This window comes from Kluyvera sp. CRP (assembly GCF_019930565.1).
Classification (GTDB): domain Bacteria; phylum Pseudomonadota; class Gammaproteobacteria; order Enterobacterales; family Enterobacteriaceae; genus Kluyvera; species Kluyvera georgiana_A.
Window position 1 is genome coordinate 1,989,242 of sequence record NZ_CP082841.1, and the last position, 12,285, is coordinate 2,001,526.

Consider the following 12,285-nt stretch of genomic DNA (forward strand, 5'->3'; position numbering starts at 1 on the left):
AATTACCTCCATTTCCCAGGCAAGCCAAACTCTTTACGTACACTATTAGGTATATCACTCTTTCTGATAGGGACGCTAGCATCGCCAGTACTTCCTGACCAATGCCATGTACCATCATTAGTATTAGTGAATTGGTGAATATTTCCCTCGCTGTCAGTAGCGTACCTTTTCTTACCAGAAACTATCGAACTTTCTAATAAGTTCATAGAGTTACTTGGCTCAGTGCCTGCATTACGGTTATATCCTGCCTGTCCTGGCGTATGTTTTGGATTCGATTGATAACTAAGCCCATTTTGGGTTTTCGTAGCCGTTGGCACAGGTAATGCACTACCTTTCCCAGCCTTACTAATTCCAGCAGCAGCACCCGCGGCATTAGCTATTGCCGCATGACCAAAAATATTCGCCAACTCAGTCGTGGTTTCTTCTGAACCACCAAACATTTGCGCACGATAAATCAGCGTATTAATCGAACCATCAAAGTTTGATTGTGCTCCACGCAGATTAACCCATTCCTGTTTCTCTGCCGGAGTCAGCGAGTCCATGCCTTCATTTTGGGCTTTGGCTGCCAGTTCATCACTTCTGGCGCTGCTTTCAGCCTGCCATTGCTTCATTTCCTTCGCAACAGCCACACACTCCTCAGCCGTTGAACAGGTATTTATCCGCTCCTGAACATTGTCATATTCTTTGGCATAGTTTTCGCGAATGCCAGCTTTGCAGCCGTTGTCAGCACCACAGGCCGCAAGTTCTTCGCTACGACTTTTTTGTTGTTGCTGGCTCAGGTGATTATTCTCAACCGCAACCGAGGGAGTTGGAATTTCTTATATTACGGACCACCCCACGTTAATTGAGACTTCAAATCGCCAGGAACTATATTAAATAACTCTTTTATATAAATAAGATGTTGGTTATAATTTGGTGATATATTCTCATTGCATTTTTTAACATAATATTTTGCTTGGTTATTTAAAAACCATATATCGTGCTCTGTAAAGTTCTTATCCAAGATAGTAACAGTCAAATTATGAACAAGTTCAGCTTCGAGATAGCAAGATAAATTCAAGTTTTTTTCTTTATTTTCCGGTCTCTGTAGGTTTCTTATATAAGGCAGTGCAAGCCCTAACATTTTCACGTATATTTCATTTTTATACATGTAACCATCCTTATGATTATTTATCACTTTCTTGTCGGCATAGAAGAGGCTCCAGCCGGAGCATTTTTAGTCTGAGTCCATGAGCCATTTTGTATAAGCTTTTCTATGTACGAAGCATCTCCTGTTTTCTTATATATTTCCTGAGCTGCAACCATCCGGTGATTACCTTCAGATATATAATAATTTCCCTTACTATCAACATATCCGGCAATACGCCCCTCAGGTGCTGTAAACTTATAATTGCCACTCAACATATCGTTTTTGAGTTGATCCACCTGTTGTGGATTACGTAATCCAACTTGCATACTTTTTATTGCAAATGGAGCACCGCCTTGGGATAAGTTGGTTATGGTAGCTTGTGCTAGTTGTACTAAATCCTTTGCCAGTAACCCGCCCGAAACTAACATAGCCTGATTTTCCGGATCTGAGGCAAATACCGCAAACTTCGTCCAGGTCGGGCTGTTTACATCAATGTTCGCAAGATCCTGACTATTCCATTGCTGGACATAGGCTTTGGCTTCGTCACTGGTCATCACTTCCGCGCCCATGCCACCAAGCCAGCTTGGACGACTTGCCATATCAGAACCACCCTGAGCAACTTCTTTATCCCAGACCTGTGCTCCAACCGGATCGTCTTTCAGCTTCTTATCGCTTTCCGCGCTTTGCTTATCGCTGACCTGTTTCCATTTATCGATCACAGCCTGACAATCACCACCTGATTTCCGGCAGTCCGACAGCTCTTTATCAAAGGTCAGAGCTTGGTTTGCACTGAGATAGTTATTCTCAACCGCATTCTTCCCGGCACTCGCCCCCGTTGCCGCCGCCGATGTACTGTCTCCGGCAATCCCACCTGCAATTCCCGCCGATACACTCGCCAGTGAGCTGATGGTCTGCTTTTGCAACTCCGTCAGGTCTGACATTTTCACGCCAGGGTAATAAATATCCGCAATAGCGCGTGCAACCAGCTCGCCTGTTGCAGCGCCCACAGCGCCTGATGCCGCGCTGTTACCCTGCAAAGCAGCAACCACACCGCCCAGAACGGCGTGCGCCACGGCGTTGACTGCTGGATTACTCTCCGTCGTTTCCTTCACCAGACGCGCCAGTTCCGGGGCGGATGCGCCAGCCAGAGCACCGGTCAGGTTGCCGCTACCGGCCAGAGCTGTCAGCGCCGCTGTCGCTGCCTGGATACCCCTCTGCACCGTGCCACCGGTTCCCATACCCGTCGCGGCAAACGCTTCATTGTAGTAGTTCTGGTAAAGCTGATTACTGATATCTTCTGCTGTGGCTGTTTTATCCGGATTTTCTTTTTGCCATTGCGCTCTCGCTGCATCGAATTCTGTAGATTCAGCCGTGCTCATGCGATCTTTGGCGTTTTTAATCGCATTCAGCTCACCTTGCGTCCTCGCGATATCCGCCGCCTGGCCGCCAATTTCACTGATAAGCCCGATAGCCTGCAGACGGTTCTGTTCTTTCTCCTTGTCAAAAATCGGGCTGATACTGTCATTGGCATGTTCCGTATCACGGCTCAGGTTCGTCACGTCCTGCTGCTGATTTTTCTTGTCCCGGATGGTGATGGTACTGTCAGCCACCGCCACCTGCGTGGTTCCTTCTGCATGCCCATTTTTGCCCGCTGCAGAAATCATCCCGCCCGGCATGTTGCCCTTGAACTGGTCACCGCCAAATTCACCGCCACCGCTCAGGTTGATGCCCGAGTGCTGGGTTTTGAAATCCGCTTGATTGTGGATATCGCTGAAGCCCAGGGTCCCGGTATCCAGACTGTTTTTATCTGCCGTGGCAGTGGAAGCAATAACCGCACCATCAAGCTGAGTATGGTTGCCGACGGTGATATCGAAGCCGCCATCACCAGCAAAGATCCCGGTTTGTTCTGCGACTGAGTCAAAGCGGCTCTTCATCTTGTCGCGGGAGGCGGCGATGTAACCGGAGCCTGTCATGCTGCCGAAGGTGAAGCTGGTTCCCGGCAGAAATCGCCACGCTACCGCCCGTCGAGCCCACGGTGCTGAAGCTCTGGCTTTGGGTGCCCTTTTTCACGTAAGGCATGGGTGTTTTTGCTGCTGCCAATGGTAAAACCAAGACCCCCGTGCCCATCAGACCACTTTTTTGGGTTTCTTTATAGGCCAGTAGGTGTCTGTGTTGGTGCCCGCCACAATATCCATATTGTTTGCCGGCCTGAACGGTAGCGTTATTGTCGGAAAGAATAGTATGGGATGTCTTCTTGTTGAATACACCACCATATTCCTCATGCCTTCATCAGCAACGTGAGGCTATCTCTATGACGACGCGTTTCCCCAGCGCCTGGGTGCAGGGTAATGCACCGCAGGCACTGAAGCGGTCAGTGGTTAAAGAGGGAGTTTTTTGAGTGCGTCAATGGCGGTTTGTAGCACAGTCACCATCTGGCGCTGTACCTCCGGGTCGCTCTGATGGCGGGCGTGAATCTGGTGGCGCAGCTCAGCCACGGCGTCGCGTAACGCAGGATCAAAATCGGTAGGGGCTTCGCGCATCGCCTCAGTCATGGTGTTCATCTGCTGAGCGAAGTGGTCCAGCCGCGCCATTATAGCGTCAGCCATAGCTCTGTTTTCCGCCAGCCATGCCGTGCCTTCTGCCGCCAGCGCATAGCGCTTGCGGGTACCTTCCTGAGTGACGGTGACATAGCCGACATCCTCAAGCCAGGTCAGTGCCGGGTAAACGACCCCCGGGCTCGGTTTGTAGAACCCGGCGCTTTTTTCGTCGAGCCGTTTGATCAGCTCATAACCATAGCTGGCATTCTCCTCCAGGAGGGCCAACAGCAATAATTGCAGTTCATCGGCGCTGAACTTACGCCCGCGTAAGAACGGCGGGCGTCCACCGTTGCCAAAGAAGTCACCCCGGCCGCCGCGTCCAGCGCCGAAGGGCCCGCCGTGATGGCGTCCAGCCATATGGAAGCATGTCTCATCTTCGTCATCGAACGGGTTGAACATCGCCATACGAGGATCGTGGTGATGATGATGGCCATGGAGGCCGTGTTCATGGTGACCACAGGCGTGGCGATGGAATCGATCAAAAAACATAGGGTACTCCTTTTATAGCGTACGTGAATCTCTATATGTATCGTAAGACTGTATCTTAAGATAGTTAAAGGCTATATCTTACGATACAAAAGATCAAGCGCAGTGGTAAAAAATTGTCCGGAGTGGCAGGATGACTGGCTGTAGCCAACATTTCAGCTTAACGGGATGGATCTGCAGGCAGGCAAAACGATATCCGGGGCCGGATATCGTATTCGCCATTAACAATCGGGATGGTTTTTTCCCTTGTGTCGCGCGCTCATCCCGCAAACAATATTCTTTTTCAGCGTAAGCTATTCCACAGAAGAATATCTCTGCGCAAGCTGTTCGCTATTTCTCAGCTTATCCGTTTTTCAGTAATCGTTATTTATTATTGTTGATTGGTCCCATCTTGCAGATGTGTATAGTGAATTTCACTTTTATAAAGCGATTTTTATTAGCAAGGAGCATTTATGCATCTGGCCCGGTTCCCCCGAATTTCACTTGGTCATTTCCCCACGCCACTGGAGCCGCTAAATAATTTAAGTCAATTATTAGGCGGACCTAAAATATGGATTAAACGTGACGACGCCACCGGTCTGGCAATGGGGGGAAATAAAACCCGTAAACTGGAATTCCTGCTGGCGGATGCGCTGGAGAAAAAAGCCGATGTGGTCATTACCCAAGGGGCGACACAGTCGAACCATGTGCGCCAGACCATTGCAGGTGCTGCGCGTCTGGGGCTAAAAGCAAAGGCACTGCTGGAAAAACGCGTGACTGATTTTGGCGAGGATTATCAGCGTTCAGGTAACGTGCTGCTGGATACTCTGCTGGGTGGCGACATCGTCGCTCATCTGCCGGCTGGCACAAATATGCAGCAGGCGATGGAAGAATACGCCGTGACGCTGCGCGAGCAGGGGCACACGCCGTATATCATTCCCGGCGGCGGCTCGAATCCGATTGGTGCGCTGGGCTATGTGGCCTGCGCGGAAGAACTGTTGTATCAGTCATCTGAACGCCGTCTGCATATCGATCATGTGGTTCACGCCACGGGCAGTACCGGTACGCAGGCCGGGCTGGTGGCGGGTTTTACGGCCACCAATAGTCATATTCCGGTACTGGGTATTAGCGTGCGAGCGCCAAAAGCGCAGCAGGAAGAGAATGTCTGGAATCTGGCCTCACGGACGCGGGAGCTGCTTGGTGTGCCGGGAGAACTGTCGCGGCATGCGGTGGTCGCGAATAGCGACTATGTCGGCGACGGGTACGGTTTGCCGACGGAAGGGACCCTCGAAGCGTTAACGCTGCTTGCCCGTCATGAAGGCATCTTGCTTGACCCGGTCTACTCCGCAAAAGGCATGGCCGGGCTAATCGACCTTATTCGTAAAGGCCATTTCCGCTCAGATGAAAACGTCGTGTTTATCCACACCGGCGGCGCGGCAGGTTTGTTTGGTTATCGCCAGGTGTTAGAGCATGGCTAAGCCTTTTTTGCTTGGCGTGCTGGGCGGCATGGGGCCGCTGGCGACGCTGGATTTTCAGCGCCGCTTGCTGGATGCCACTCCTGCGCAAAGCGATCAGCAGCAGATCCCATCGGTGGTCTGGAACGTACCGCAAATTGTCGATCGCCAGAAAGCGCTGGCGGGCACCGGACCGTCGCCTCTGCCACAGTTACTCTACGGTATTGAAAAGCTGAATCAGGCGGGCGCAAGCCATATCGCCATTCCCTGCAACACCGCGCACCACTGGTACGATGCGCTCAGTGAAGCGAGTGAGGCGCCGATTCTGCATATCGTTGATGCCACGTTGGATGCGCTGTCACTGTCAGCGCCAAAGCCACGGCGGGTAGGGGTGATTGCCACCAAAGGCACGCTGGAAGCGGGCTGGTATCAGAACCGCCTGGCGCAGCAGGACATCGAAGTGGTTGTGCCAACGGAAGAGGAACTGACGCAGTGGTTTGTGCCTGGCTGCTACGCGGTTAAACGCGGTGCGCTAAAGGAAGGGGGGGAGTGGCTGTCACTGCAGGCAAACGCGCTGTTTGCGCGCGGGGCACAAAAACTGGTGCTGGCCTGTACTGAAGTACCCGTTGCGTTTGAGGCGGTCAATGCCCCGTTCCGTCATCTTACCTTCGACCCGGCACAAGCGCTTGCCGAGCGATGTTCGCAGTTATGGCAAATAAAGAGATAAACCGTCCGGCGCAGTTTCGGGCGAAATAATCGGTTTCATCAAAGGAAAAATAAAATGAAAAAAAGTCTCTGCTTATTAATCGCAGCGGGTGGTTTATGGGCAAATATGAGTTTTGCCGAGACGCCGGCTGAGGTCCGTGTCGCTTATAGCGGCGGTTCGCAGGTATTAATGTTGGCAAAAGCCGACGGCTCTCTGGATAAAGCGCTAAACAGCAAAGTTAAATGGGTGCAATTTGCATCGGGCGCCGATGCGTTGAATTATTTTGCCAGCAATGCCATTGATATTGCTAATTTCGGGTCCAGTCCTGCCACGGCGGGTATCGTGCGTAAATTACCGGTCGAGATTATTGGCGTGTCGGGCGTGATTGCCAGCTACGAGCGACTGATTGGCAAAGATGGCATTGTGAAAATCAATGATATCGAAGGTAAGCGTGTGGCTTATCCGCCAAACTCAACGGCACAGTACGCCCTTGAAGCCGCAATTAGCGTGAACAAGCTGGATCGCAGCAAAATTACGCTGCTGCCGCTGCGTCCGGCTGAGATGGTGGCGGCCTGGAAACGTGGCGATATTGATGCTGGCTACGTCTGGGCGCCATTTGCCCAGGAGCTGGAGGCATCGGGCGGGCATCAGGTCTTTGCGACCAAAGATCTGCAGAAAGACGGCTATCTGATCTACAACAACTACGTCGTACGCAAAGCCTTTGCGGAACAATATCCAGAAGCGGTCACCGCCTTCCTGCGCGTGCACCAGCAGAAAGTCGATGAGTTCAGGAAAGATCCGGAACGCGCCGCGGCGATTGTGGCTAAAGAGGTTGGCGCGCCTGTCACTACCGCAGCAAATACGCTCGGCGGGCTGGAATACCCGACGCTTGCCCAGCAGGGCACCGCCGACTGGCTGGGTAACGGTACACACACCTCCGACAGCGGCATTGGCAAAGCGTTGAGTAAAACCTCCAGTTTTCTCGCGGGCATCGGCGAGATTCGCCAGCGTGATATTCCCGCCAACTGGGATAACGCGATCCAGTCTCGCTACATTCGTGATGCGGCGGTGGCGGCACAATGAGATTGAGTCAGCATATCGCCATCAGCGTGCTGTCGGTGGCGGTTTTCTTTATCGTCTGGCAGGTGGCGGCGACGCGACAGTGGGTTGATCCCTTGCTGCTGCCGTCGCTCACCGACATCGGGCTGACCACCGAAGAGCTGCTGGCAGACGGCTACCGTCAGGTGCCGCTGTGGGAGCATATCGCGGTGAGCCTGGCGCGCGCCCTCAGCGCGTTTTCGGTGGCCATTATTATCGGGATACCGCTGGGTCTCCTGATGGGTTTGTCGGAGGGTTTATCGGCAGTGCTTAACCCTTTTGTTCAGTTTCTGCGTCCGCTGCCCAAAATCGCGCTTATCCCGCTGGCGGTGGTCTGGTTGGGCATTGGCGAAGCATCCAAATTTTTCCTGATTTTTATTGCCACGTTTTTGAGCGTCGTGGTGGGCGCGTCGGCGGCCGTTGAGCGCATTGGCCGCTCGCGTATTCGTGTGGCGCAGACTCTCGGCGCCTCTCGCTGGCAGATTTTTCTGCGCGTGGTGCTGCCGGATGCGCTACCGGATCTTTTCACCACCGTCAGGCTTTCGATTGGTATTGGCTGGACGTCGTTGATTGCGGCGGAAATGGTCGCGGCCAGTTCGGGGCTGGGCTGGATGGTTATTAACGCCAGCTCTTATCTGCGCACCGATATCGTCATGCTCGGTATTTTGCTGCTGGGTGGCATCGGTTATTTGCTGGATCTCTTACTGCTGGGGCTACAACGTCTGACGGTGCCCTGGGCGGGGAAAGAATAATGAGTGCAATCACTCTCGAAAATGTGTCGCTCGCTTTTGCGGCGAAACCACAGCCGTTTACGGTGCTGGAAGATATCAGTCTGACCCTGACGCGCGGCGAGTTTGTTGTGCTACTCGGGCCGTCCGGCTGCGGAAAATCGACCATTCTGAACCTGGTCGCCGGGTTCAATAAACCGGATAGCGGACGGGTGGCGGCAGGGGGCAAAACGGTGCGGCAGCCAGGGCCGGATCGCGGGATGATTTTCCAGCAGCCCAATCTGTTTCCCTGGCTGTCGGTGCTGGACAACGTCACCTTTGGCCCGCGGCTGGGAAAACATCGCAAGGATGAAACCAACGCTCAGGCGAAGGCGTGGCTGGAACGCGTGGGGCTGAAAGGGTTCGAGAATCACGCGCCCTGGCAGCTTTCCGGTGGTATGAAACAGCGCGTGGCGCTGGCACGCGCCTGGCTTCCCGGCCCGGAAGTGCTGCTGCTTGATGAGCCGTTTGGCGCGCTGGACGCGCAAACCCGGCTGATGATGCAAGAGTTGCTGCGTGAGGCCTGGTTATCCACCGGCACCACGCTGCTTTTCGTCACCCACGATGTGGAAGAGGCGTTGTTTCTTGCCGATCGCATTCTGATCATGTCGGCAAAACCAGGAAAGATCGTCGATGAGATCGTTCTGCCCTTTGGGCGGGAGCGGGATATTGAAACGTTAGCCGAACACCCTGCCTACAGCGAGATCAAACACCATGTTCTGCATCGGGTACGGCTCGAGGCAAAGCGGCACTTGGGCTAAACGTCGGGAATGAATCAACTCCTTTTGAGCAAATGCCCCCGCAGGGGCATTTAAAACAAGATTTAGTCAAAGAGGTAAGCGTTAACGAGGTTTTCGAGCTGTTCCTGATGCCCACTTTGATGCTGAGGGTTAAGATTATGCTGCTCGGCATAGTGGGCAAGCTGCGCTAGCGACAGTCGTCCTTGCATAATTTGTTGGCCCAGTTCGCCATTCCAGCCTGCATAGCGTTTTTCAAGGCGCTTATTGAGCGCGCCATCTTCAAGCATACGAGCGGCTTTCTTCAGCGACAGCGCCATCACATCCATTGCGCCAATGTGGCCATAGAACATATCGTATTTATCGGTGCTTTGACGACGCACTTTGGCATCAAAGTTCAGACCGCCAGTCGTAAACCCGCCAGCTTTGAGGATCTCATACATCACCAGCGTGTTCTCTTCAACGCTGTTCGGGAACTGGTCGGTATCCCAGCCGAGCTGCGCATCGCCGCGGTTGGCATCCACGGAACCGAAGATATCCAGGGCAATCGCACTGGCAATTTCATGCTGGAAGGTATGCCCTGCAAGGGTCGCGTGGTTGGCTTCGATGTTGACTTTAATCTCTTTTTCCAGACCAAACTGCTTCAGGAATCCATATACCGTGGCGACATCATAGTCGTATTGATGCTTAGTCGGCTCCTGCGGTTTCGGTTCGATCAGCAGCGCGCCACGGAAACCGATTTTATGTTTGTGTTCAACGACCATCTGCAGGAAACGGCCAATTTGCTCGCGCTCCTGGCGCAAATCCGTATTCAGAAGCGATTCATAACCTTCGCGGCCGCCCCACAGAACATAGTTTTCACCGCCCAGTTTCTGGGTTGCGTTCATGGCGGTAACGACCTGGGTTGCTGCCCAGGAGAACACTTCAGGATCCGGGTTGGTTGCCGCACCGGCGCCGTAACGGGGGTGGGTAAAGCAGTTGGCGGTTCCCCACAGTAATTTCATTCCGGTTTCTTGCTGTTTTTGCGCCAGTACATCGGTCATTACGGCAAAGTTATTCAGATATTCCTTCAACGATGCGCCTTCTGGCGAGACGTCGACATCATGGAAGCAGTAATACGGCACATTGAGTTTGTGGAAGAATTCAAAAGCAACGTCGGCTTTCATTTTTGCCAGCGCGAGCGCATCGCCAGCCTGCTGCCAGGGTTGTTCAAAAGAGCCCTTGCCAAACATATCCGCGCCATTCCAGCAGAAGTTATGCCAATAACAGGCGGCAAAGCGCAGATGTTCTTCCATTCGTTTACCCAGCACGATTTCATCCGGATTGTAATGACGAAAAGCGAGTGGATTGGTTGTTTTAGGTCCTTCAAAACGTACACGATCGAGCTGATCGAAATAATTTTGCATAATGAACTCCGTAATTCAGAAAGCGAAAAGTCAATCACTGTGGCTATCCTGTATTTTCCATCGCGCCTTGATCAATTACGGAATTTCATTCGCAGATTAGGAGATTGCCCAAACGTGATAAATATCACAAAAGTATTGTTATATATTCATGGCGATGATGTGTATATGAAAGCCTATTTTGGGGAGAGCTTCCGCTGACAAACGTTGGAAGAAAACGATGACTTTGTAGGCTCTATGCGCCTTGCGCAGGCATTGCGGGGGTTGAAAAGGCCATATTGTTGCTACGTGTACGTAAGAAATATGTGTTTTAATGATCACAAAAGTAAAAAAACGTAACCAGTTAATATAAAAACGCAATAGATTGTCGGCGGTGACCTGTGCCAAAAAGTGTTTCACATTCACAAATGAAATCGGAGACCTGATTGGAATGCGTAAAAATATAATTCAAAATCGGCATGACGAATATCACAAATTAACACGGGGTGAGCGTATTGGTTATGGGATGGGTGACTTTGCGCAGAACCTTGTATTCGGTACGATTGGCGGTTTTCTCGCGCTACACATGTTGACGGTAAATACCATTAGTACGGCAACGGCTGGATTTATATTTCTTTTTGTTCGTATCGTTAACGTTTTTTGGGATCCGATGGTCGGAACCTACGTTGATAAAAGAAGTTCAGCAGCGGGTAAATATCGCCCATGGCTTTTAAGAGCCGGTATTCCGCTTGTTATTCTTTCCGCATTGCTGTTCGCCCCTATCCCTGGGGTTCGGGGTTCTGTTCCCTTTGCGTTTATTATTTATTTAGCGCTGGACCTGGTGTATTCAGTGGTTAATATTCCTTATGGTTCTCTTAACGCCTCGTTGACGCGAGATCCGGAGTCTATTGATAAACTCACCAGTACCCGCATGATGCTGGCAAACAGCGCTAACCTGCTTGTCTATACGCTGTTTCCGATGTTTGTACAAATGGCGTCACCCAAAGACAGAAACCTCAAAGACACGGGTTTTTTTGGTCTTGAACTTAATATGGGTAACTATACCGATCCATCCGCGAATTATGCATGGTTTGGCGTATACTCCATTTATATGATAATTGGCGCAGTGGCACTTTTCGTCTGCTACAAATTCACTAAAGAGCGTGTTGTCGCGACGGCGGAACAAACCGCTAACGTGAAAACAACCGATCTCTTCCTTGAGCTGAAAAATAACCGACCTCTGGTCATTCTCGGTCTGTTCTTCATGCTGGCCTTTACCTTTATGTTCTTTATGAACACGGTCAATGGTTTCTTTAATCAGTTTGTTGTTGGTCATTCAGAATGGATGGGCGCAATTGGTCTTGTCGCCTCAATTCCCGGTATTATCTTCCCTATTTTCTGGTCCAGACTGAAGCGCATTTTTGGTAAAAAAGGGTTCTTCCATCTTTTCCTTGGCATGTTTATCGTCGGTGAATTATTGACCTACGTTTGGTCACGTGAAGGAATGCATGATGCGCTTTGGCTGGCTTACATCGCGACATTTATCAAACAATGGGGCTTAACTTCGGCCACGGGTTTCATGTGGGCACTGGTTCCTGAAGTGATTGCGTATGGCGAATTAAAATCAGGGAAGCGCAACGCCGCAATTATTAATGCGATTATGGGCCTGTTCTTCAAGATTGGTTTTACGATTGGCGGCGCGATTCCATTGTGGATACTGGCGGCATATGGCTTTAGCGAAACCGGTGCCCAACAAAGTGCCAGTGCTATCGATGGCATTATTATGACAGCCGTGTGGATCCCTATTATTTTGGCGATTGTGTCGATGATCATTATTCAGCTTTACCCTATCTCAGACAAAAATGTCACCGAGATCAACCGTCAGCTTGATGAGATACGGGTATAGTCTAAAAAATTATTCGATTTGTGAAAGATTTAAAATAAATAATT

10 protein-coding genes and 1 pseudogene are annotated in these 12,285 nt (G+C 51.3%); 6 read left to right on the forward strand and 5 right to left on the reverse strand.

All coding sequences use genetic code 11. The features are described 5' to 3' along the window. Positions 1 to 2: 2 nt before the first annotated feature. The 4 genes and pseudogenes from K7B04_RS09365 to K7B04_RS09380 all read right to left on the reverse strand — a co-directional run bounded on the left by K7B04_RS09365 (position 3) and on the right by K7B04_RS09380 (position 4,215). Positions 3 to 629 carry a hemolysin/hemagglutinin-like protein HecA precursor gene (locus K7B04_RS09365; RefSeq protein ID WP_223803883.1) on the reverse strand — a complete coding sequence of 209 codons (627 nt, stop codon included), beginning with the start codon at positions 627 to 629 and terminating at the stop codon, positions 3 to 5. 194 nt (positions 630 to 823) lie between these two features. Next, positions 824 to 1,150 carry a zinc ABC transporter substrate-binding protein gene (locus K7B04_RS09370; protein WP_223803884.1) on the reverse strand — a complete coding sequence of 109 codons (327 nt, stop codon included), beginning with the start codon at positions 1,148 to 1,150 and terminating at the stop codon, positions 824 to 826. A gap of 23 nt (positions 1,151 to 1,173) precedes the next feature. Further along, positions 1,174 to 3,120, reverse strand: a pseudogene (locus K7B04_RS09375) (VENN motif pre-toxin domain-containing protein); the annotation flags it as partial. 387 nt (positions 3,121 to 3,507) lie between these two features. Beyond that, positions 3,508 to 4,215, reverse strand: coding sequence for a PadR family transcriptional regulator (locus tag K7B04_RS09380; protein WP_223803885.1), 708 nt, complete (start codon positions 4,213 to 4,215; stop codon positions 3,508 to 3,510). A gap of 449 nt (positions 4,216 to 4,664) precedes the next feature. On the opposite strand from K7B04_RS09380, the gene K7B04_RS09385 reads away from it, so the two are divergent. The 5 genes from K7B04_RS09385 to K7B04_RS09405 are packed head-to-tail and all read left to right on the forward strand — an operon-like array spanning position 4,665 to position 8,977. Continuing rightward, entirely contained in the window at positions 4,665 to 5,669 is a 1,005-nt protein-coding gene (locus K7B04_RS09385; protein WP_223803886.1) for a D-cysteine desulfhydrase, read from the forward strand. Then, positions 5,662 to 6,372: an amino acid racemase gene (locus K7B04_RS09390; RefSeq protein WP_167575074.1), complete on the forward strand. Its 711-nt coding sequence runs from the start codon at positions 5,662 to 5,664 to the stop codon at positions 6,370 to 6,372. Before K7B04_RS09385 ends, K7B04_RS09390 begins: the two co-directional genes overlap by 8 nt. Before the next feature lie 54 nt (positions 6,373 to 6,426). Next, the gene (locus K7B04_RS09395; protein ID WP_163446068.1) at positions 6,427 to 7,434 is read left to right on the forward strand and encodes a glycine betaine ABC transporter substrate-binding protein; all 1,008 of its coding nucleotides are present in this window, start codon (positions 6,427 to 6,429) and stop codon (positions 7,432 to 7,434) included. Next, positions 7,431 to 8,201, forward strand: a complete 771-nt coding sequence (locus K7B04_RS09400) for an ABC transporter permease (protein ID WP_163446069.1) — start codon at positions 7,431 to 7,433, stop codon at positions 8,199 to 8,201. The genes K7B04_RS09395 and K7B04_RS09400 overlap by 4 nt, the downstream gene beginning before the upstream one ends. After that, positions 8,201 to 8,977 (forward strand): ABC transporter ATP-binding protein, encoded by a 777-nt coding sequence (locus tag K7B04_RS09405; protein WP_163446070.1) that lies wholly within the window; start codon positions 8,201 to 8,203, stop codon positions 8,975 to 8,977. Before K7B04_RS09400 ends, K7B04_RS09405 begins: the two co-directional genes overlap by 1 nt. Before the next feature lie 62 nt (positions 8,978 to 9,039). On the opposite strand, the gene xylA is transcribed toward K7B04_RS09405, so the two are convergent. Beyond that, positions 9,040 to 10,359 (reverse strand): xylose isomerase, encoded by a 1,320-nt coding sequence (gene xylA, locus K7B04_RS09410; RefSeq protein WP_163446071.1) that lies wholly within the window; start codon positions 10,357 to 10,359, stop codon positions 9,040 to 9,042. 442 nt (positions 10,360 to 10,801) lie between these two features. On the opposite strand from xylA, the gene K7B04_RS09415 reads away from it, so the two are divergent. Further along, positions 10,802 to 12,241: an MFS transporter gene (locus tag K7B04_RS09415; RefSeq protein ID WP_223804141.1), complete on the forward strand. Its 1,440-nt coding sequence runs from the start codon at positions 10,802 to 10,804 to the stop codon at positions 12,239 to 12,241. Positions 12,242 to 12,285: the final 44 nt, after the last annotated feature.

Coding starts and splice junctions, on each gene's coding strand:
- K7B04_RS09385 (WP_223803886.1), top strand. CDS start 4,665: ATGCATCTGGCCCGGTTCCCCCGAATTTCACTTGGTCATTTCCCCACG.
- K7B04_RS09380 (WP_223803885.1), bottom strand. CDS start 4,215: ATGTTTTTTGATCGATTCCATCGCCACGCCTGTGGTCACCATGAACAC.
- K7B04_RS09400 (WP_163446069.1), top strand. CDS start 7,431: ATGAGATTGAGTCAGCATATCGCCATCAGCGTGCTGTCGGTGGCGGTT.
- K7B04_RS09370 (WP_223803884.1), bottom strand. CDS start 1,150: ATGTATAAAAATGAAATATACGTGAAAATGTTAGGGCTTGCACTGCCT.
- xylA (WP_163446071.1), bottom strand. CDS start 10,359: ATGCAAAATTATTTCGATCAGCTCGATCGTGTACGTTTTGAAGGACCT.
- K7B04_RS09390 (WP_167575074.1), top strand. CDS start 5,662: ATGGCTAAGCCTTTTTTGCTTGGCGTGCTGGGCGGCATGGGGCCGCTG.
- K7B04_RS09395 (WP_163446068.1), top strand. CDS start 6,427: ATGAAAAAAAGTCTCTGCTTATTAATCGCAGCGGGTGGTTTATGGGCA.
- K7B04_RS09405 (WP_163446070.1), top strand. CDS start 8,201: ATGAGTGCAATCACTCTCGAAAATGTGTCGCTCGCTTTTGCGGCGAAA.